This is a genomic window from Bacillus sp. ISL-18 (assembly GCF_018613415.1).
In the GTDB taxonomy this organism is placed as follows: Bacteria; Bacillota; Bacilli; order Bacillales; family Cytobacillaceae; genus Neobacillus.
Genome location: NZ_JAGGQG010000010.1, coordinates 677,235 through 699,153 on the forward strand (window position 1 = coordinate 677,235; position 21,919 = coordinate 699,153).

19 protein-coding genes, 1 tRNA gene and 1 other annotated feature (1 of these 21 running past the window's edge) are annotated in these 21,919 nt (G+C 41.3%); of the genes, 2 read left to right on the forward strand and 18 right to left on the reverse strand.

What is annotated here, in order from left to right:
• Window positions 1–69: a binding site (T-box leader), on the reverse strand; it reaches 165 nt to the left of the window's first position.
• A gap of 155 nt (window positions 70–224) precedes the next feature.
• Window positions 225–419, forward strand: coding sequence for a hypothetical protein (locus J7E81_RS16580; RefSeq protein WP_215043934.1), 195 nt, complete (start codon window positions 225–227; stop codon window positions 417–419).
• A 17-nt stretch (window positions 420–436) separates the two neighbouring features.
• Here the strand turns inward: J7E81_RS16580 and ysxE are convergent, their stop codons facing one another.
• The 8 genes from ysxE to hemA all read right to left on the reverse strand — a co-directional run bounded on the left by ysxE (window position 437) and on the right by hemA (window position 9,478).
• Window positions 437–1,477, reverse strand: coding sequence for a spore coat protein YsxE (ysxE, locus tag J7E81_RS16585; protein WP_215043936.1), 1,041 nt, complete (start codon window positions 1,475–1,477; stop codon window positions 437–439).
• A gap of 95 nt (window positions 1,478–1,572) precedes the next feature.
• Window positions 1,573–2,700 carry a stage VI sporulation protein D gene (spoVID, locus tag J7E81_RS16590; RefSeq protein ID WP_215043938.1) on the reverse strand — a complete coding sequence of 376 codons (1,128 nt, stop codon included), beginning with the start codon at window positions 2,698–2,700 and terminating at the stop codon, window positions 1,573–1,575.
• A 297-nt stretch (window positions 2,701–2,997) separates the two neighbouring features.
• A complete protein-coding gene (hemL, locus tag J7E81_RS16595) occupies window positions 2,998–4,284 on the reverse strand; it encodes a glutamate-1-semialdehyde 2,1-aminomutase (protein ID WP_215043940.1) in 1,287 nt (428 codons plus the stop codon).
• 24 nt (window positions 4,285–4,308) lie between these two features.
• Window positions 4,309–5,289 carry a porphobilinogen synthase gene (hemB, locus tag J7E81_RS16600; protein WP_215043942.1) on the reverse strand — a complete coding sequence of 327 codons (981 nt, stop codon included), beginning with the start codon at window positions 5,287–5,289 and terminating at the stop codon, window positions 4,309–4,311.
• Between the two features lie 277 nt (window positions 5,290–5,566).
• Window positions 5,567–6,343, reverse strand: coding sequence for a uroporphyrinogen-III synthase (locus J7E81_RS16605; protein WP_308162224.1), 777 nt, complete (start codon window positions 6,341–6,343; stop codon window positions 5,567–5,569).
• On the reverse strand, window positions 6,336–7,274 hold the full coding sequence (gene hemC / locus J7E81_RS16610; RefSeq protein WP_215043944.1) for a hydroxymethylbilane synthase: 939 nt from the start codon (window positions 7,272–7,274) through the stop codon (window positions 6,336–6,338). Before hemC ends, J7E81_RS16605 begins: the two co-directional genes overlap by 8 nt.
• A gap of 14 nt (window positions 7,275–7,288) precedes the next feature.
• A complete protein-coding gene (locus J7E81_RS16615; protein ID WP_215043946.1) occupies window positions 7,289–8,122 on the reverse strand; it encodes a cytochrome C assembly family protein in 834 nt (277 codons plus the stop codon).
• A gap of 12 nt (window positions 8,123–8,134) precedes the next feature.
• On the reverse strand, window positions 8,135–9,478 hold the full coding sequence (gene hemA, locus J7E81_RS16620; protein ID WP_215043948.1) for a glutamyl-tRNA reductase: 1,344 nt from the start codon (window positions 9,476–9,478) through the stop codon (window positions 8,135–8,137).
• Between the two features lie 284 nt (window positions 9,479–9,762).
• On the opposite strand from hemA, the gene J7E81_RS16625 reads away from it, so the two are divergent.
• Complete coding sequence (locus tag J7E81_RS16625; RefSeq protein WP_215043950.1) at window positions 9,763–10,251, forward strand: LiaI-LiaF-like domain-containing protein; 489 nt, start codon at window positions 9,763–9,765, stop codon at window positions 10,249–10,251.
• A gap of 41 nt (window positions 10,252–10,292) precedes the next feature.
• Here J7E81_RS16625 and yihA read toward each other — a convergent pair whose 3' ends face one another.
• From yihA to rph, 10 genes are all read right to left on the reverse strand, one after another.
• On the reverse strand, window positions 10,293–10,874 hold the full coding sequence (gene yihA / locus J7E81_RS16630) for a ribosome biogenesis GTP-binding protein YihA/YsxC (RefSeq protein ID WP_215043952.1): 582 nt from the start codon (window positions 10,872–10,874) through the stop codon (window positions 10,293–10,295).
• The gene (gene lon, locus J7E81_RS16635) at window positions 10,871–13,198 is read right to left on the reverse strand and encodes an endopeptidase La (RefSeq protein ID WP_215044413.1); all 2,328 of its coding nucleotides are present in this window, start codon (window positions 13,196–13,198) and stop codon (window positions 10,871–10,873) included. The genes yihA and lon overlap by 4 nt, the downstream gene beginning before the upstream one ends.
• Before the next feature lie 212 nt (window positions 13,199–13,410).
• Window positions 13,411–15,078: an ATP-dependent protease LonB gene (gene lonB, locus J7E81_RS16640; RefSeq protein WP_215043954.1), complete on the reverse strand. Its 1,668-nt coding sequence runs from the start codon at window positions 15,076–15,078 to the stop codon at window positions 13,411–13,413.
• Between the two features lie 294 nt (window positions 15,079–15,372).
• Window positions 15,373–16,632 carry an ATP-dependent protease ATP-binding subunit ClpX gene (gene clpX / locus J7E81_RS16645; protein WP_215043956.1) on the reverse strand — a complete coding sequence of 420 codons (1,260 nt, stop codon included), beginning with the start codon at window positions 16,630–16,632 and terminating at the stop codon, window positions 15,373–15,375.
• A gap of 395 nt (window positions 16,633–17,027) precedes the next feature.
• Window positions 17,028–18,305 (reverse strand): trigger factor, encoded by a 1,278-nt coding sequence (gene tig, locus J7E81_RS16650; RefSeq protein ID WP_215043958.1) that lies wholly within the window; start codon window positions 18,303–18,305, stop codon window positions 17,028–17,030.
• 170 nt (window positions 18,306–18,475) lie between these two features.
• Window positions 18,476–19,501: a tetratricopeptide repeat protein gene (locus J7E81_RS16655; protein ID WP_215043961.1), complete on the reverse strand. Its 1,026-nt coding sequence runs from the start codon at window positions 19,499–19,501 to the stop codon at window positions 18,476–18,478.
• A gap of 117 nt (window positions 19,502–19,618) precedes the next feature.
• A tRNA-Arg gene (locus tag J7E81_RS16660) sits at window positions 19,619–19,695 on the reverse strand.
• Between the two features lie 102 nt (window positions 19,696–19,797).
• Window positions 19,798–20,310 (reverse strand): metallophosphoesterase family protein, encoded by a 513-nt coding sequence (locus J7E81_RS16665; protein WP_215043963.1) that lies wholly within the window; start codon window positions 20,308–20,310, stop codon window positions 19,798–19,800.
• Window positions 20,307–20,918: an XTP/dITP diphosphatase gene (locus J7E81_RS16670; RefSeq protein WP_215043965.1), complete on the reverse strand. Its 612-nt coding sequence runs from the start codon at window positions 20,916–20,918 to the stop codon at window positions 20,307–20,309. The genes J7E81_RS16665 and J7E81_RS16670 overlap by 4 nt, the downstream gene beginning before the upstream one ends.
• A gap of 146 nt (window positions 20,919–21,064) precedes the next feature.
• On the reverse strand, window positions 21,065–21,820 hold the full coding sequence (gene rph, locus J7E81_RS16675) for a ribonuclease PH (RefSeq protein WP_215043967.1): 756 nt from the start codon (window positions 21,818–21,820) through the stop codon (window positions 21,065–21,067).
• Window positions 21,821–21,919 lie beyond the last annotated feature (99 nt).

A 21,919-nucleotide genomic window follows, 5' to 3' on the forward strand; every position in this document is an offset into this window, starting at 1 on the left:
CTTTCAGCTAATGATTTCCCTCTCTAAAAAGCAGGTGTGCATTGTACTCTTCCCTGTCGTAGCTTTCATTTTAAATTATATTGTTATACTACCCAAAAAAGGGGAGCGACGTCAACAGGATGAACAATTTTTTTATATTTTATACGTTATGTAATTATAAGAGAACTTATCTAGGCTTTTGGAATATATATAAATAAAAATTTATTATTAGGGGGATTCGGTCCGTGAAACGTAACAATTTCCACAAATACAAATACCGTCCCTGGTTTATTACTTCGCGCAGAATTGCGGCACAATTCATTGTTCCCTTTACTATCTTTCAGTTTATCCGCACCTTGTTTTTACCAACCATCCTAGATGTATTACTGTTAGTGACATTTCTTGTGATTGCCGTTTCTATCTATTTTGACATTATTTAAGGAGCCCATCAAGCAGATTAAGACTGCTGCTGGGCTCCTTCTTTTGCTTGTTTTCGTTGATTTTCGATTTCCGTCATCCGCATCACAACATACTCGGAATTTTTTAAATGCCAATATTGCTCCTGCAGCTTACGGACAAATTTCATTTCATTTTTCCGGCCCTCTTTTTTATAATAACGATCGACCACTTGCATAATCGGCACAGGCAGGGCTAAGTAGCTGTTAAATAATAATTTCTCATCCTCTTTATAAGGGAAATATTTAAAGTAATGATACACCCAATCGATCGCGGTATCACTCCGCTTCGGTCTCGTATTTAACGCCCTTGATAAATAAGGGAGAAGATCATGGATCGGAGACCCATAACGGGCATTTTCAAAATTGATAAAATAGCCGTAGCCCCGGTCATCATAGAGAAAATGCTCGGAAGATAATTTACCATGGGTAATGACCATGCGTGCCTTCTCGGTGTCCTTCGTATTCTCGTACCATTCCTCAAATTTGCCTTTTGAAAATCGAAGTGCCTGACTGATTTCGTTATAGTATAAGCAATACAACAATTGGAACGGTGACATATAAGTCTTCTTTTCACATTCATCAATAAAACCGTCGAGAAACTCCTGGTGCTTTTCCAGCTGTTGAATGGTGGTTTCATAATGCTCCGTCCGTTCCTCTTTACTAACGGTCACTTCCTTAGCAGACAGGGTATGAAGTCTAGCTAACTCTCGGAATAGCTCAAGATTTATTTGGTCACGGTTTTCTTTTTGAAGATTGGGCATCCAAGGCATTAAATAATAAAGATTATTCTCATGTAAAACGGCATACCTGCCGTCCATTGTCGGATAGATGGGGACAATACGGTTAAAGCCTTTTTGGTATAGCAGGTGAACATGACGGATGAAATCTGTACCGGTTGTAGGTGGAATTTTTTTTAACGCAAAGGTGCCTTTATTGGAATAAACCTTTTGAACAATCCCGAAGTCTTCTACAAAATAAGGCTCAATAAGATAATGATTTAATATCGGTGCTACTGATTCTAACCGATTCGTATCGTTCATGAGATGTCATCTCTCTTTCAAAGAAAGGCGAGGATTCGTTAAGTACCTTAAAAATAAGCTGAGCAGGTTAAAAAAAACCCGCTCATCTTTTTTGTTTACCTGTTATTTTTTGCAAGTGTACCAGGAATATAAAGGACCTGGCCTTCATATACATCTTGATTTAGTTCAAGATTGTTCTCCCGAAGAAGGTTTGGCACGGAAACATCATAGCGGTCTGCTACACTAGCAACCGTATCCCCTTTTTGAACAATGCAAACCTTTAATTTCGTTTGGGCTGTTCGTTCATCCTTACGGCCAAAAAACTCGGTTAACGTCATGCTTTTCTTTTTAGCAGGTTTCTTCTTTTTCTGTGCTTTCGGCGGCGGCTCTTCTGATGAGGAGGAAGATGAGCTTTCAACCTCAACTTCTGCAATAATCACTTCTTCATGGTGCTGCGGCGCATGATCTTGCACCACGATAACCTCTGCCGTCGTTTCAACTGCTTCGGGCTGGCTGGCTTCACTTCTAGCTTCCTGAAGATTCCATGCAGGTGAATAGTCTTCTTCTTCTTCTTCTTCTTCTTCCTCTTGTTCCTCGACCTGAGGCTGGTAGTTGAAGGTCGGGAATGTTGGTAAGATTTCCACAGGATCTTCTTCTTCCTGTTGTTTTCTTGCTTCTGCTTCAAACAAGAAGTTGTTTTCAAAACTGCTATGGACCGCAGGTTGTTCTACTTCTACATCTTCCTCCACCTCTTCATAACGGTGAAGGACCTCATACTGCTGTTCTTCTTCTTGCTGTTGTTCTACAGGCTCATTTCCATATAACCCACTAATCGTCAATTCGGCGGAAAGCTTTAAGCAGCTGCGCTCAGGGATGGAATAATCAAATGATTCTACAAGGACATCGATATCATAAATACTTTGGATCCGGTTATTCGGAATGGTGATATCTACTGGGAAACGGTGTGAAAACTCACAAGATCCCGGCTCCTCCAATTCTGCAACTCTCTCGACAAATTTTTGAGAGGTCACTGCCTCCTCTTCACTCACATCGCTTGCTTCGTAACTTTTATATTCTCCAGATAGTTCGAGCGAACCACGTATGGTTACGTACTGATCGTTTTCCTGGATGGTGATGTCCGGGTCTAGGGAAATGGACACGAGTTCCTCGACTTCCTGTCCTTTTCTAAACCACAATGACTCCTCCAAGGAAAATCGCAGGCACGATTGATTCTCTTGGGACAAAGCGACTCCTCCTTTCGTATCTTTCACGCAAAATCACTATGTCACTTACACTTTATGAGGAAGGTCTATTTTTTATGATAAAAATGGAATTCCGACTTGAAAAAGAATTGTTTTGGATGGGCTTTTTATTCTGTTTGGCTGATTTTTCGGAGGGATTGGCTTATTTTTCAGGTGGTTTGGCTCATTTTATTAGATATTTGGCTCATTTTCTTTGTTTATTGGATGATATTCCATTTACACCCAATTATAAGCAAAAAAAATACACCCACTCTTAACAAAGTGGGTGTAAAAAAGCGATTATTTAAGTTTCGAGAAAGCAACTTCAGCTGCTTGAATGGTTTTTTCAATATCCTCATCAGAGTGCTCTACGGATAGGAATAAGCCTTCAAACTGAGAAGGCGGTAAGAATACCCCTTGATTAGCCATTTCACGGTAATACGCCGCAAAGAAATCCAAATTAGACGACTTAGCTTTCTCATAGTTAATGACCGCTTCATTCGTAAAGAAGAAACCAATCATCGAACCGGCACGGTTAAAGGTAATCGGAATATCATACTTTTTAGCCGCTGCTTCAAAGCCTTTCTGAAGCAGATCACCTTTACGGATAAATTCTTGATAGTGCTCTGGTGTAAGTTGGCTTAACGTTTCAAGTCCTGCTGTCATGGCCAGCGGGTTACCTGAAAGTGTCCCTGCTTGATAAATTGGACCGCTTGGGGCGATTTGCTGCATGATTTCAGCTTTTCCACCGTAAGCACCAACAGGAAGTCCGCCGCCGATCACTTTACCAAGACAAGTAATGTCTGGTGTCACATTAAAATAGCCCTGTGCACAGTTGTAACCAACACGGAACCCGGTCATGACTTCATCAAAAATAAGCAGAGAACCGTTTGCTGTCGTTAGCTCACGCAGACCTTCTAAAAAGCCTGGAAGCGGCGGAACAAGTCCCATGTTACCAGCAACAGGCTCAACGATAATACATGCAATATCATCGCCAAATTGCTCAAACGCATATTGAACACTTTCTAAATCATTATAAGGGACTGTAATCGTATTTTTGGCAATCCCCTCAGGAACACCTGGGCTGTCAGGCAGACCTAGTGTGGCTACCCCTGAGCCAGCTTTAATCAACAATGAATCACCATGACCATGATAGCAGCCTTCGAATTTTAGGATTTTGTTACGGCCTGTATAGCCGCGTGCCAAACGAAGTGCACTCATGGTCGCCTCAGTTCCTGAGTTAACCATTCTGACCACTTCAATTGATGGGACACGCTCAATGACAAGCTTTGCTAATTTCGTTTCTAACTCGGTTGGGGCACCAAAACTGGTCCCTAATTCAGCTGTTTTTTTCAACGCCTCTACTACACGATCATTAGAGTGTCCTAAGATCAGCGGCCCCCATGATAGAACATAATCAATATATTCATTACCATCGATATCATAAATTTTTGACCCTTTGCCTCTTTCCATAAATATTGGGCTCATATTAACGGATTTAAAGGCACGAACCGGGCTGTTTACACCGCCAGGCATTAGGTTTTGGGCTTCTTTAAATGCTTCAATCGATTTTGTATACGAACGCATTCTCTTCCCTCTTTTCAGAAATTGTTAATTCTCTTCTTTTAACCAACGGCAGGCATCTTTGGCATGATAGGTAATAATTAAGTCTGCACCAGCACGCTTCATGCCCACTAACATTTCCATTACGGTATTTCTTTCGTCAATCCAGCCATTTTGCGCTGCCGCTTTAATCATCGCATACTCACCGCTCACGTTATAAATAACGACAGGCAGATTAAAGTTATTTTTCACATCACGAACGATGTCAAGATATGGCATCCCAGGTTTCACAATTAAGAAATCAGCGCCTTCTGCGACATCGGACTCTGCTTCTCTAAATGCTTCCATGCGGTTCGCAGGATCCATTTGATATGTCTTCCGATCACCGAATTGCGGTGCGCCCTCAGCAGCTTCTCGGAATGGTCCGTAGAAGGCAGATGCATATTTAACAGCGTACGACATAATTGGAATCTCGGTAAAACCAGCCTCATCTAATCCTGCACGGATCGCCGCTACGAAACCATCCATCATGTTAGAAGGAGCAATAATATCGGCACCTGCTTTTGCTTGGGCTACTGCTGTTTTTACGAGTAGATCAAGCGATTGGTCGTTAAGGATTTTGTCCCCTTCCACCATTCCGCAGTGACCATGGTCGGTATATTCACATAGGCATGTATCTGCCACGATAATGATATCTGGGAAGTTTTCCTTTATGTAACGGGTTGCGACTTGGACGATTCCATGGTCATGGAAAGCTTGCGTGCCGCATGCATCCTTTGTGGTTGGTATTCCGAACAAAAGTACAGACTTGATTCCGTGTGCGACGATATCTTCTATTTCAGCCTGAAGGTTGTCCATTGATACTTGGAAGACACCAGGCATGGAGGAAACTTCTTTACGAATATTTTCGCCTTCATAGATAAACAACGGATAAATGAAGTCATCGGGTCTTAGGTGATTTTCTCTCACAAGTGCACGCATATTCGCACTAGTCCGTAGTCGGCGGTGACGTTGAAATTGAAGTTCCATTCTATTTATACCTCCAAAAGTTTAGTTTTAAATTTGTTACTGGCGGATCACGTCGTGTTTGTGGCGGATAGACGCAGCTCTCTGGCGCAGCGCCGCCGTTTACTGGCGGATAAAAAAAATTACTGGCGGTGCTCTCGGTTGCTGGCGGATAACATCGTGTTAGTGGCGGATAACGCGGCTCTCTGGCGCATCACCACCTTTTACTGACGGATAGCCCACGACTACTGGCGGGAAATTCACCTTTACTGGCGCACAGCCTCCGTTTACTGGCCGCCAGTCAACCCTCACCCTCAAGATAAGCAATCGTGCTCTCAATCATATCCTTCACGGTATACTGATCCGGTGAAACATGCACCGTAAGCCCGTATTCCAGCAGCTTTTTTTCCGAAACAGGTCCAATACAGCCGATTATACATTTTTTCAACTGCTCCTCCAAACCATACTCCTTCACGACCTCCATGAGGTGATCCACAGTCGAAGGACTTGTAAACAAGAGAATATTTAATTCATTCTTTGCCAGCATCTGTGCCAGCTTCAAGCGGCTTTCCTCAGGCAAATACGTTTCATAGATAACCACTTCATCGATCTGTGCCCCTGCCGCGGTTAAAGAAGTCGCGATATACTCCCGAGCCAAGTTCCCTTTGGGCAGCAACACCTTGGTATGCGAATCGACAAGTGGTAGAAACTCCTCGACAAACACCTCAGCCACATAGGCTGAAGGGACAAATTCCGGGTGAATTCCCCTCTTCTGCAGAACTTCGGCAGTTTTCTTTCCGATTACAGCCGTTTTAGGCAGTTCAGCCGCATCCCGGTCGCAAAATAAAAAAAAGGTTTCAACCGTGACATTACTCGTAAAAATGATCCAGTCGTATGTATGAATGGCCTCCAAACAGTCTTCAAGGCGATGATTTTTTTCAATCGGCCGAAAAGCAAGTAGAGGGATTTCAACCGGAATCCCTCCATACCTCTCGACTAGCCGAGAAAATGATTTTGCTTGATTCATTCCTCTAGGAACTAGAACTGTTTTATCAAGCAAAGCGTGAGGTTTACTCACGGCCTTCAAGCTCCCGTTTCACTTTTTCAATCAGGTCCTTGGCTCCTTTTTTAATTAATAAATCCGCAGCCTGATCTCCGAGTTCTTCTGGATTTTGTCCGCGAAGCTCTTCTCGGTAAATCACTTGACCTTCTGGTGAGCCGACTAAAACATTTAAGACTACTTCATCATTTTCATCTACTTGAGCAAAGCCAGCAATCGGCACCTGGCAGCCGCCCTCCATTTTTTGAAGGAACGCCCGTTCAGCACGAACCGCTTTTTCTGTTTTTTTACAAGTGAATTTCTCAAAAAGGTCTAGCAATTCTTGATCGTCCTCACGGCATTCAATCGATAGTGCGCCTTGCCCCACTGCAGGTATACAGATATTGGCATCAATAAATTCCGTTACGACTTCCTTTGCCCAGCCTAGGCGGGATAAACCTGCCGCCGCTAGAATAATTGCATCGTATTCACCTGATTCTAACTTTTCTAATCTCGTATCGACATTACCACGAATCCATTTAATTTCTAAATCAGGACGCTGAGCAAGAAGCTGGGCACTGCGGCGCAGACTGCTTGTTCCGATGATTGCGCCCGGCTTTAAATCATTTAATTTCACATGATCCTTTGAAATCAAGGCGTCACGATGATCCTCACGGAATGGAATGCAGCCGATTGTTAACCCTTCTGGCAGAACAGCAGGCATGTCTTTCATACTATGAACGGCCATATCAATCTCTTTATCAAGCATAGCTTGTTCGATTTCTTTTACAAATAACCCTTTACCGCCAACCTTCGAAAGGGTAACGTCCTGGATTTTATCACCTTTTGTGACGATTTCTTTTACTTCAAATTCGAAATCGGGATTTAGCTTTTTAAGCTGGTCAATAACCCAATTTGTTTGTGTTAATGCCAGTTTGCTTCGTCTAGAACCAACAATAATTTTTCTCATGTTTGCCTCCTAAGTTATGCATACCATAAATGAAATGATGATAATCTTCCAAATAGAAAAAAGTTTATTAAAACGATTAAAAAGGACGCTGTATTCCAAATCGCCAATTTTCTCCCGGAGAGATTTTTTACGATCCGCAGGTATAAATAAATGCTATAGGCTGAAAGTAACAGGAATGAACCAATAATTTTCATATCGTACCACGGCATTCCCGGAACCTTTAAAAATGCCCACTGGAGGCCTAGAATCAGGCTGAGAAGCAGCATCGGAACGCCAATGACAGCAAGTATGTAGGATAATTTTTCGAGTTTTTCTAAATCTGCCAGCCTGATCAGACGCGCTCCCCATTTTTTCCGTTTCAACAAATCATATTGAAGTAAATATAAAGATGAAAATACAAATGATAGCGAAAAGGCTCCATAAGAAAGTATGGCCATTGTAATGTGAATTAACAGCAGTTCAGATACAAGCCTGGTTGCCAGAGTATGAGAATGGTATTGCATTGGGACAAATGTATGAATGGCCATAACAGTAAAGCCGAGTATATTGGTGAAAAAGACGATGAAATCCACCCGTAATAAGTGATTGATCACAATCGACAAAGTGACTAATACCCAGGCATAAAAATAGAGTCCCTCGAAAATCGTTAGTACAGGGAACCTGCCTGTTTTGGTCATATATAAAAAGAGAAAGACCGTTTGCAATATCCAAACAACTGCAAGTAACCAGAAAGCAATACGGTTTGCCTTCCGGTTATGGTGAATGAAGTCGAAAAAATATAACAACACACTGAAGGCATATAGAACAACTGTAAACTCGTGAAGCCTTGTCAAAAGAGTGTTAAACATAGCAACAACCCCTTATGACTGAAAAGAAGCCTGAACTTCTCCAACCGGCAATTTAATTGTTTTGGCTTCTTTCCTATGCTGCTCCTGAACAAGCCCTTCAATATTAAAGATCTTCATAAACAAATCCATTGCTTGATCTGCATCCGGTCTTGCCGCCAATTCTTTTGCTTGTAAAATAGGATCCTTTAAGAGCTGATTAATAATACTCTTTGTATGTTTATTTAGGACTTTAAGATCATGTTCGCTTAGGCTTGGCAGTTTCCGTTCAAGACTAACCATCGTTTCTGCTTGAATCGCAAGTGCTTTTTCACGCAGTGCAGAGATAACAGGGACTACCCCAAGCGTGCCCAGCCACTGTTTAAACTCAACAATTTCCTTTTCGATCATGAGCCTGATTTTCGTTGCGGCCTTTTGACGCTCCTGCAAGTTTGCTTCGACAATGCCTTCTAAATCGTCAATATCGTATAAAAAGACATTATCAAGTTCAGCTATTCTTGGGTCTAAGTCACGAGGTACCGCAATATCGACCATAAATAATGGTTTCCCTTTGCGCTTTTTCTCGACTTTTGCAATTAATTCTTTTGAAATAACTAACTCCTTGGCACCTGTTGAACTAATTAAGATATCAGCCTCTATTAGTGATTTCTCTAATTCACTCACATTTCGCGCCTGACCGTCAAAACGGCTTGCAAGCGTCTGTGCTTTTTCAAACGTACGATTAATCACCGTTACCTGTTTTACACCATTGCCGTGTAGGTTCTGGGCAGCGAGTTCACCCATTTTTCCAGCGCCAAAGATTAAAACATGCTTATTCTCGAGCGATCCAAAAATTTTCTTCGCAAGTTCAACGGCTGCATAGCTGACAGAAACTGCATTAGCACCAATATCAGTATCAGAATGTGCACGTTTTGCCAAGGTAATCGCTTGTTTAAACAGGTGTTTAAACACGGAACCGATCGTTTCCTCTTGTTGTGCTAATAAAAAGCTTGTTCGTACCTGTCCGAGAATTTGTGTTTCTCCTAGAACCATGGAGTTTAGTCCACATGTTACATTGAATAAGTGATCTACTGCCCCATCATCCTCATTGACAAAGAGAAACGGCGAGAATTCTGCCTGCTCCATTCCGAACCATTCGGACAGAAACTCCTTAATATAATAACGGCCTGTATGAAGCTGATCCACAACCGCATAAATTTCTGTACGATTACATGTCGACAAGATGATATTTTCTAGGATGCTCTTTTTGGCATTTAATTGTTTAATCGCATCCACAAGATCGGTTTCGTTGAATGTCAACCGCTCACGGATTTCAACAGGGGCAGTTTTATAGTTAAGACCGATGACTACTATATGCATTTGTAAATTACACCCCCAAAGAGTTTACAGTATTAACTAGTAAAATTATATCACGAGCAATTTCGACTTTTGCTCGAAAAATGTGAACATAAAACGAAACAATATGCTACTATATAATAAACTCGTGTATGAATACCGAGCCTGATATAGTAACTTTACCATCGTTTCCTTTACATATTCTTAACGTGATGAATAAATAGAATTTCTAACATACTTCCTTATGTACAGTACCAAAAAAATAGAATAGATTCAAGTGAACCTTACTGGAAGTGGTGGTGTTTTTATTGAAAAATCAACGAATTTTCCCTGGGATTATCTTAATTGGCTTCGGGGCTTACTTTTTACTCCAGCAGACAGGCTTTACTCTTTTTCAACAATTTTATACATGGCCGACATTACTGATTATTGTCGGGGCTGCTTTTTTGGGTCAAGGGTATTCTGCAAGGGAATATGATGCGATTCTCCCTGGGGTCATCATGAGTGGATTTGGCCTGCATTTTCACTTATCAGGTCATCTTGCTTTTTGGCCCACGAATACGATTGGAATGCTGATTTTAATTATTTCAGTAGGCTTTTTCCTTCGTTTTCAAAAAACCAACTCGGGTCTGTTTCAAGCCTTTCTTTTTCTCATTATAGCGGTTCTGTTGCTGTTTTATGATAAAATTGCCAGCTATTTTGGCCTGTTGCAAAACGGAATGAATTTCGTCTGGAAATTTTGGCCTGCCCTTTTAATTGTTGTTGGTATCTATTTTTTACTAAAAAAGAAAAAATAACCGCCTTGAGCAGAAGAACTGCCTAGGCGGTTATTTTTTTCTTACATATAACTATGCAAAATCGACCAGGCTTGATCTTTGCCTTCGCCTGTTTCTGATGAAAAAACCACAATTTGGTCGTTTTTATCTAGGTCTAATGTTTCACGGGTTACTTTTAAATGCTTCTGCCATTTCCCCTTAGGGATCTTATCCGCTTTCGTCGCAATGATAACACATGGAATCTCATAATGTTTTAGGAAATCATACATCATCACATCGTCAGTGGTTGGCGGATGACGTAAATCAACGATTAAAACAGCTGCCTTAAGCTGTTCCCTCGTCGTGAAGTAGGTCTCAATCATCCTTCCCCACGCTGCCCGCTCGGACTTCGAGACTTTCGCATACCCATAACCTGGGACATCGACAAAATGCAAAATTTCATTAATCAAGTAAAAATTCAATGTCTGCGTTTTACCTGGCTTAGAGGAAATCCGAGCTAAGCCCTTACGGTTCAGCATTTTATTAATAAAGGAAGACTTGCCAACATTCGAGCGGCCGGCAAGTGCAAACTCCGGCAGCTCGGTTTCCGGATATTGCTCAGGTTTTACCGCACTAATTACAATCTCAGAACTTACAACCTTCATCGGACGCCACCTTCTAGAAGGGCACGCTTCAATACTTCATCCACATGGGCAACAGGGACAAATTCTAACTCGTTCCGAACACTTTCAGGAATATCATCAATATCTTTGACATTATCTTTAGGAATAATGACTGTTTTCAAACCTGCGCGGTGGGCACTAAGCGATTTTTCCTTCAAGCCGCCAATTGGAAGAACTCGGCCTCTCAACGTGATTTCACCTGTCATTCCCACTTCACGACGGATTGGTTTGCCGGTTAAGGCCGAAACTAGTGCGGTTGCCATCGTAATTCCTGCAGATGGACCATCTTTAGGGACCGCACCTTCTGGAACATGGATATGAATATCATTTTTTTCATGGAAGTCTTCGGCTATACCAAGCTCACTTGCTTTTGAACGAACATAACTAAAAGCTGCTTGAGCCGATTCTTTCATAACATCACCAAGTTTACCTGTTAAAACTAGTTTTCCTTTACCAGGAGATAAAGAAACTTCTATTTGCAGGGTATCGCCGCCAACAGTTGTATATGCTAATCCAGTTGCTACGCCGACTTGATCCTCGGATTCTGCCATGCCATAATGGAATCTTGGTTTACCTAGGAACTCTTCCACATTCTTCTCGGTAATAATTACACGCTTTTTCTCGCCGGCAACAATAATTTTGGCCGTTTTGCGGCAAATCGTTGCCATTTGACGTTCAAGGCTACGAACACCTGCTTCACGAGTATAGTAACGAACGACTTTCAAGATCGCATCATCACGCACTTGCAGAATTCCTTTTGAAAGGCCATTTTCTTTAATTTGCTTCGGCAGTAAATGATCACGGCAAATATGAACTTTTTCAATTTCCGTATAGCCTTCAATCGTTATAATCTCCATTCGATCTAGGAGCGGCCCTGGTACGGTTGACAAGTTATTCGCTGTTGCAATAAACATAACCTTCGATAAATCATAGGTTTCTTCAATATAATGATCGCTGAAATTATGGTTTTGTTCAGGGTCTAATACTTCTAGCATGGCACTTGATGGGTCACCCCGGAAGTCACTCGACATTTTATCAATTTCATCTAGTAAGAAAACAGGATTGATCGTCCCTGCTTTTTTCATTCCTTGGATAATCCGGCCAGGCATTGCACCGACATAGGTTCTGCGATGACCGCGGATTTCGGATTCATCTCGAACACCGCCAAGCGAAACTCGGACAAAATTCCGATTCAGCGAGGTCGCAATCGAGCGGGCCAAACTGGTTTTACCCACACCTGGAGGTCCTGCTAGACAAAGGATTGGACCTTTGATTGAATTAGTCAGCTTTTGCACCGCTAAGTATTCAAGCACACGTTCCTTTACCTTTTCAAGTCCGTAATGATCCTCGTTTAAAATCTTTTCAGCACGAAGAATATCGATATCATCCTCCGTCTTTGTTGTCCATGGAAGGGCAATCAGCCAATCAATATAGTTACGAATGACCGCACTTTCAGCCGAACTTGCAGGGACCTTCTCATAACGGTCCAGTTCTTTCAATGCGGCTTTTTTAGTATGCTCCGGCATGCCTGCTTCTTCAATTTTTTTCGTAAGGTCTGCGATTTCGCCGGTTTTACCTTCTTTATCGCCTAATTCCTTTTGAATCGCCTTCATTTGCTCACGAAGGTAGTATTCTTTTTGTGTCCTTTCCATCGAGCGTTTCACACGCTGGCCAATCTTTTTCTCAAGATTTAGGACTTCTTTTTCATTATGAATGGTATCAATTACGCGGTTAACACGCTGTTTAATATCGATCATTTCAAGAATTTCTTGTTTTTCTTTTAACTTGATTGGCAAATGTGAGGCAATCAGATCGGCCATCCGCCCTGGCTCTTCAATATCGGCAACAGTTGCAAACGTTTCGGCTGATATCTTTTTCGATAATTTTATGTATTGCTCAAAATAATCCAGCATCGTTCTCATCAAGGCTTGATCTTCTACATCTTTCGTATCCGGGTCCTCGTAGGTAACGATACTAACGGAGTAATAGTCATCTTCATCATAAAAAGAAACCACTTCTGCCCTATTTAATCCTTCTACTAATACGCGAATGGTACCATTAGGAAGCTTTAACATTTGCTTCACCTTTGTCAATGTACCTAATTTGTATAAATCCTCTTCCGCAGGTTCATCAATGGAGACATCCTTTTGTGTGGTTAAAAATATCAAATGGTCATCTACCATTGCTTTTTCGAGTGCCTGAACCGATCTCTCACGGCCTACATCCAAATGCAGAACCATTGTCGGATAGACGAGCAGGCCTCGAAGCGGCAGGAGGGGGACGATTAATTCATTTTGGTTCGCCATCATACTGCACCTCCACATGCAAAATCCTTATTTTTCTACTGCATAGCAGAATAGTCTTTGTTGTACAATTCTATCTCATTTGGTTTTTCGTGTCTATTTTTAGAGAGTGTACGCAGTTTCTTTCTCAATATAATTATTTTCCCCAATCAAGACATTTTCTTTCTCATAAAAAAACTTCGGTTTGATTATATTGCCAAACCGAAGTTTTTATACTAAATGGACTCTTTTTTTGTTAATTCAATGGAAGCAGGTATAGCCTCATTTTGTTGAAAGGAGTTTACCAAGGCAATATCAAAAACTTGTTGCAGGTGGGTAACCGTAACAATGTTGATCCCTTTTATTTCATTTAAGATCGTTTGCATATTTTCTTCTGGTATAATAACGGTTTTAGCCCCAGCCTTTAGCGCTGCCTTTACCTTCGGATAGACACCGCCGATTGGCTTTACATTACCGTGAATACTAATTTCACCTGTCATGGCCACTGTGTTGTCAATTGGAATCTTGTAAATGGCGGAATAAATTCCTGTCGCCATGGCAATCCCTGCAGAAGGACCATCGATCGGCACCCCGCCTGGAAAATTGACATGAATATCATAATCGTTAGCTGGTACTCCCATCGACCGCAGGACGGTAATAACGTTTTCAATTGAACCGCGCGCCATACTCTTGCGCCGGATCGATTTGCCTTGACCGCCAATACTTTCTTCTTCCACAATACCAGTAATATTAATCGAGCCCTTTTCTTTTGCTGGAATGACCGTTACCTCTATTTCAAGCAATGCGCCTGAATTTGGTCCATAAACAGCTAAACCGTTAACCAACCCAATATGTGAAATGTCATTAATTTTTCTTTCCATTCTTGGCGTCATCTGACTGGAATGAATGACCCACTCGATATCTTCGTCCTTTAGATAGCTCCGGTCTTCGGTTATGGCAAGACCAGCAGCAATTTGAATCATATTGACCGTTTCCCGGCCATTTCTTGCATATGTAGAAAGTGTGTTAACAGCATTTTCGCTTATTTCCATATTCACTTTATCAGCCGCTTTTTTTGCCACGGTTACAATCTCTTCTTGATTTAAATCTCGGAAGAATACTTCCATACAACGTGAGCGAATCGCTGGGGGTATTTCACTTGGTGTTCTGGTTGTGGCCCCGATTAGCCGGAAGTCTGCCGGAAGGCCATTTTTAAAAATATCATGGATGTGAGTTGGAATCTGCGTATTTTCTTCATGATAATAAGCACTTTCAAGAAAAACTTTCCGATCTTCTAACACCTTCAACAGTTTGTTCATTTGAATCGGATGTAATTCACCAATTTCATCAATAAACAGGACCCCTCCATGTGCATTGGTGACTGCTCCCTGCTTTGGCTGGGGAATCCCTGCTTGTCCCATTGCCCCTGCACCCTGATATATCGGGTCATGAACGGAGCCTATTAACGGATCGGCAATCCCTCTTTCATCAAATCGAGCGGTTGTTGCATCTAACTCAACAAAGACCGATTTTGGTTTAAATGGTGATTTTGCATTCTTTTTTGCTTCCTCAAGGACGAGGCGGGCAGCAGCTGTTTTTCCGACTCCCGGAGGTCCATAAATAATGACATGCTGCGGGTTTGGACCGCATAAAGCTGCTTTTAATGATTTTATTCCATCTTCTTGGCCTACAATATCATTAAAACTTGTAGGACGAACTTTTTCAGATAACGGTTCTGTTAAGGAGATCGATCTCATTTTGCGTAGTTGTTCCATCTCTTTCCGGGATTCCCGGTCAATGGACACTTTTTGGGTTCGCTGGCTCCTCAATAAATTCCAAAAATACAGCCCGATAATAATACCAAAAAACAGCTGTATAAATAAAGCAATCCCCGTCCAACTCATATCTTTCCCTCCTACAACTAATACTCATCTATAGTAAGAAGTATTTCCTTTACACTGGCGGAATAAACCAACAATGTAAAAACAAATCATCGTTGGAAAGAGAGGGGTTATCTGTCTTTGGCTCATTTTCTTCGATTGTTGGCCGGTTTTCTAGGTTATTAGGCTGATTTCCCATAGGTATTAGCTGATAAATTATGAGTATTGGCTCATTTTTCGTTAAGATTGGCTGTTTTAACAATTTATGGAATAAATCCATCAAAAAGAGACCCAGCTTTACAGCCAGGTCTCACTTCATTATGCTGATTTTTCCTCGACAATCACAGTACCATCTTCAAGGACTAACTTTGGTACACTATTTTCGGAAACTGTTTCTTTTGTAATAATACATTTCGTGATATCTTCACGTGAAGGAAGATCAAACATGACATCCAACATAATTCCTTCAATAATTGAACGTAAACCACGGGCACCTGTCTTCCGTTCGATTGCCTTTTTCGCAATTTCAGTTAGAGCACCTTCTTCAAATTCGAGCTCCACTTCATCGATTTCAAGCATCTTTTGGTACTGCTTGACAAGTGCATTCTTTGGTTTTGTTAAAATTTCAATTAAGGCAGCCTCGTCTAATTGCTCAAGACTCGCAATAACTGGAAGACGTCCAATAAATTCAGGAATTAATCCAAAACGTAGTAAGTCTTCAGGCAATACCTTGGAAAGAAGCTCTTTTTGGCCGATATCCACTTGCTTGACATCTGATCCAAAGCCTATTACCTTCTGGCCTAAACGGCGTTTGATAATTGGTTCAATTCCATCGAATGCACCGCCGCATATAAACAAGATGTTCGTCGTGTCTATTTGGATAAATTCTTGATGCGGATGCTTTCTACCACCTTGTGGCGGAACGCTTGCAACGGTACCTTCAAGAATTTTTAATAGTGCCTGTTGAACGCCTTCACCGGAAACATCTCTTGTAATCGATGGATTCTCCGATTTACGGGCAATTTTATCGATTTCATCGATGTAAATGATTCCTTTTTCAGCCTTCTCGACATCGTAATCGGCTGCTTGAATTAATTTTAAAAGAATATTTTCAACGTCTTCCCCTACGTAACCTGCCTCCGTTAGTGAGGTTGCATCAGCAATCGCAAACGGTACATTTAAGATACGTGCCAAGGTTTGCGCTAATAACGTCTTACCTGATCCAGTAGGTCCAATCATACAGATGTTACTTTTTGAAAGTTCAACATCATCGATTTTACTATTAGAATTGATACGCTTATAGTGGTTATAAACCGCTACTGAGAGCGATTTTTTCGCCTGATCCTGCCCAATAACGTACTCATTCAAAATCTCACAGATTTCTTTTGGTTTTGGTACGTCTTTGAATTCTACTTCTTCTTCTGTTCCTAGTTCTTCTTCCACAATCTCTGTGCAAAGCTCGATGCATTCATCGCATATATATACTCCCGGCCCGGCAACTAATTTACGAACTTGATCCTGTGTTTTTCCACAGAAGGAACACTTTAACTGTCCTTTTTCATCATTAAATTTAAACAATTCTTTCACCCCTTAACACGTGTTAAAACCCTATTGAAGCTCGTGAATTACACAAACAAAGTCCGAGTTTTTTCTCTACTTCTAATGGTATGTATTTTGCATTGTAACACATTTGACTAGTGGACTGGAAATAAAACGCTTTATCGATTATGTTTTCTTTTTCTCGTTTTGTTTGTGGAATTCGAAAAAATATGTACTCATTAATCTTAACCATAATTTTTAAAAATAAATCTTAAAACGCTATGGAAATATTTATTCGCTATTGACTGCGCTTTTTCCTTCCCATATTTTGTGGAATCCTTAAAAAGGTTTCCCTGTCCTTATTATAATATGTAATGGATAAAATGTATAAAACAAGGCACGATAAAAATCGCGCCTTGTCCAAAAGTTCACTATTATTTCTTATTTTCAACTAAGAAATTAACTGCTTTTTGAAGTTGAAGATCAGCTTTAATGCCTTCAACGCCGCCAAGAGCTTGTTTAATGGTATCAACCGGCATATTGTACATACCAGCCATTCTTTCAAGTTCAGCGTCCACATCTTCATCTGTTACTTCAAGGTTTTCTGCTTTAGCAATTGCTTCAAGTGTTAAATTCATTTTCACACGTTTTTCAGCGTCTTCTTTCATTTGTTCACGAAGCGCGTTTTCGTCTTGACCTGAGAATTGAAAGTAAAGTTCAAGGTTCATACCTTGCATTTGCAGGCGTTGTTCGAACTCTTGAAGCATGCGGTTTACTTCAGTCGTAACCATTACTTCTGGAATTTCAACTTCTGCATTTTCAGCAGCTTTTTCCACTACAGTATCACGTAGGTTGTGTTCTGCTTCATGCTTTTTGCTGTCTTCTAAACGAGTTTTGATTTTTTCTTTTAATGCTTCTAAAGTTTCAACTTCTTCGTCTACATCTTTAGCAAACTCGTCATCTAATTCAGGAAGTTCTTTTCCTTTGATTTCATGAACAGTTACTTTGAATACGGCTTGTTTTCCAGCAAGTTCTGCCGCATGGTATTCTTCCGGGAAAGTAACTTCAACTTCTTTAGATTCGCCAGCTTTTACGCCTACTAATTGCTCTTCGAAACCTGGGATGAAAGAGCCTGAACCTAACTCTAATGAATGATTTTCAGCTTTTCCGCCTTCGAATGCTTCGCCATCTACGAAACCTTCAAAGTCGATGACAACTGTATCACCATTTTCTGCAGGAGCATCTTCTTTTACAACAAGCTCAGCTTGACGTTCTTGCATTGTTTTTAATTCGTTCGCAACATCTTCATCTGTTACAATTGTATCGATTTCTTCTACTTCTAAGCCTTTGTACTCGCCTAATTTAACTTCAGGCTTCACTTGTACAGTTGCTTTAAAAATAAGTTCTTTGCCTTTTTCCATTTGATCGATATCGATATCTGGACGATCGATTGGCTCAATTCCTGTTTCGTCAATTGCATTTCCGTATGCTTCTGGAAGAAGGATATCTAATGCATCTTGGTAAAGAGCTTCTACACCGAAACGTTTTTCAAACATGCCACGAGGCATTTTTCCTTTACGGAAACCTGGAACGTTTACTTGCTTAACCACTTTTTGAAATGCCGCGTCTAGGCCTTTGTTTACCTCTTCAGCGCTTACTTCAACAGTAAGGACACCGCGGTTGCCTTCTAATTTTTCCCATTTTGCTGTCATACCTATTTTCCCTCCAACAAATCTATTCTCATTTCATTCGATAACGAATTTGAGTCGAAAAATGTCTTGTCGAACAAGCAATTTTTCCATTTTTAAATGTAAAATATAGTTTTTTACACAATGCAACCCCTACATTATAACATAGGTTCGTCTTCTTTCAACAGGAAGACCTAAATATTAGGATAAGAAATTTTCTCAATAGTCTCTATTTGCTCTCTTGCTTTCTCAATTTCAGAGGGTTCAGCACCGTAATCTCCTGCAATTTCGTCAAATTCCGGGTCCATTCCCAAATATTCTTGTGCGAGCATGTCAAAAGCTGCAGCCCAAGCTTCCGAGGAATTTGGTTCAAGTTCAAACGGATAACAAATAAAAAATAGTCTATCAACCATATTAATCGCATTTTCATATAGACCGGGATTTTTACTTTCTACTTGTTTTGCAAGCAATGCCTTTACCTCTAGCATTTTAGGCTGCTCCCTTACGTCAGGGAGCTGTATAGGACTGAACTGTTTTTTGCAAGCAAATTTTTCTACGATGATGTCTCGATTTATTTCTTGTTCCTTTAATAGATTTAAAACGATTGTTTTTATAAATGGATGACCCGCCTCGGACTTTAAGTAGTCTGCCAGTTCCTCAAGATAGGGACGGATGTTTTTGTCCGCCAAATTGGCTATAGTGAGCATTTGCTCGTTAATATTATCGATTGAGAGCAGGTTTAGGGCTGGAAGCTCTAAGTCTTCTTCCTCCTGTTCTGCGTCTTGCCGGTCATGTCCCTCTGCCATCCGGCGGCTAAATTGCAAAATTGTTAAAAAGTGGTCATGCTTCTCGGGCGGGATTTCCCTTTCATCTAAGAGTGCTTCAATGGTTGTGACAATTTCCCGGTATTCATGCAGCTGGATCAGGACGGTCAAATAAAGATCGACCATCTGAAAATAATCGCCTATGCCTTTTAGCAGCATCTCATTTGCCAGTATTTTCGCTTTTTTAAAAGCACCCGCTTCAAAATAGGCCAGGACAAGCCCGATTAAAATGTTTTCGTTATCAGGGTCAAGCTCCCGTGCCTCCTCTAAAAGGGGGATCGCTTCATGAAATTTTTTCTTCTCAAGTCTTTCCAGACCTTTGTCCGCTAATCGTTTGTCTAGTCCGGGAAAGAAGATAATATTATCTTTTCGTTTGACTTGTTCCCGTTTTTTCATAAAATCCGTCCTTCGGTGTGTAGTAAAAAATAGTGTAGCATAATTTGGAAACAAAAAAAACTCACCATACTGGTGAGTTGAGCTTTTGATATGTAGTTTGACTTTGGTACAAGAAAATGGCGTCCCAGGAGAGATTCGAACTCCCGACCGTACGCTTAGAAGGCGTATGCTCTATCCGGCTGAGCTACTGGGACATATTAACTTTCAAAGACAATATTTATTATATTATCCTATCATCTAAAAGTCAACAGCATTTTTTACTTTTTTATAAAAAGGGGAGTAACTCCCCTCCCTAATTATAGAATGAATTCTTGTGCTAGTTGTGTTAGTTCACGACCAGAGAGCTCAAACACTGATAGCTTAACCTTACCACTTTGTAAATCAAGCATCACATAGGTTTTTTCAAAGCGCTCACGCGGGAGACGGATGCTGCCTGGGTTGATAAACAAAGTCCCCCCAACTACTTCTGCCCCTAGGACATGGGAGTGTCCAAAGCAGACAATATTGGCATGGTATTCCTCCGCTTTGTATTTTAGAGTCATTAATGAAGATTTAACCGAGTAGCGATGGCCATGGGTGATAAAAAACTTTCTTCCTGCCACTTCACAAGTAGTCTCTAAAGGGTATTCTGCCCCAAAATCACAATTTCCCATAACTGTTAAGTAACCAGAGATCGCTTTATCGGTTGGCATCAATTCCGAATCACCACAGTGAATCATTAAGTCAACTTCATGTAAGTGCCGTTCCCTGATGATGTTAAGTTCCTTTGTTAAACCGTGGCTGTCGCTGACAATTAATACCTTGCTCATGACCGGTCCGCTCTTTCTAAAATAGTATCTAACATGACATCCAATTTTTTTAGAGCATTTGCCCGGTGGCTGAGTTGATTTTTTTCTTCTGAGGATAGTTCCGCCATGGATAAGCCTTTTTCCGGCACATAAAATACCGGGTCATAACCAAACCCGTTAGTACCGCGGGGCTCTTCCAAAATACGTCCCTCACAGGTGCCTGACACCGTTCTTGTCTCTTGACTAGGAACTGCAATGGCCAACGCACAATAAAATCGAGCCGTTCTCTTTTCCTCAGGAACGCCTTGCAGTTCTCCTAGCACTTTATCTGTATTGTTCTGGTCGTTTTTCGGCTCTCCGGCATAGCGGGCGGAGAAAATCCCGGGTCTGCCGTCTAGGGCATCAATGATTAGCCCTGAGTCATCCCCTATGACCATTTTATCGAGTGCTCGGGAAATAGCCTCCGCTTTAAGGATCGCGTTTTCTTCAAAAGTGGTTCCCGTTTCCTCCACGTCAGGTAGTTCAGGAAAATCTAATAGGGTTCGAACTGCAATTCCCCTTGATGAAAATATTTCTTCAAATTCTCTTGCCTTTCCCGGGTTTTTGGTTGCTATTATGACTTCTTTCATATTATCGCCTCTTATTTTATAACAGTGTTTTTATCAATTTGACAGTAAAGTTAGCTTATCCGCTAGTTGACTCTAGTTATCCGCCAGTTACCCCATGTTATCAGCCAGACAATTCCTCTATCCAAGCGAATCCTACTTCTACCAACTTATTTCTTCCTTCTACTCTCAATCTTTTTAATAATCTCCTCACCAAGTGCTGCTTTTTGCTGTTCGAATAACTCCATAAGCCCTTCTTGTGCAGCATGGAGCAGCCCTTGAAGTTGGTCGTAAGAGAAAGTTGATTCTTCCCCTGTACCTTGCAGCTCGACAAATTCTCCATTTCCTGTCATGACCACATTCATATCGACTTCAGCCTTGGAATCTTCCGCATAGTTTAAATCTAACACGATCTTGCCGCCCGATAAGATCCCGACACTCGTTGCAGCTAAATAATCGGTAATTGGAAATTTCGGAAAGTGCTTTTTCTCCGTTAATGAATTTAGGGCTAAGGTGAGCGCCACAAATGCACCGGTAATCGAGGCTGTTCGCGTCCCTCCATCCGCCTGGATGACATCACAATCAATCCAAACCGTCCTCTCTCCAAGTGCCTTCAGATCGACTATCGCACGAAGTGCACGGCCAATCAAGCGCTGAATCTCCATTGTTCTGCCTGAGACCTTTCCTTTAGAGGATTCACGAGTGTTTCTGGTTTCTGTTGCCCTTGGAAGCATAGCGTATTCGGCTGTAATCCAGCCCTTCCCTTCCCCTCTCATAAAGTGAGGAACCCGATCTTCAATACTGGCGGTACAAATAACCTTTGTATTTCCGACCGATATAAGGACAGAACCCTCTGGGTGCATTAAATAATTGGTTTCAATATGTATAGGCCTTAGCTGCAATGGCTCTCTTCCATCCACTCGCACAACTTATCCTCCTTATGAGTATCGCTTTTATTCAAATGGCTGTGTTAATCTTGAATGTTGATTTCCGCTCCAGGCGGCTTCGCTTTCCGCGGGCGTGCC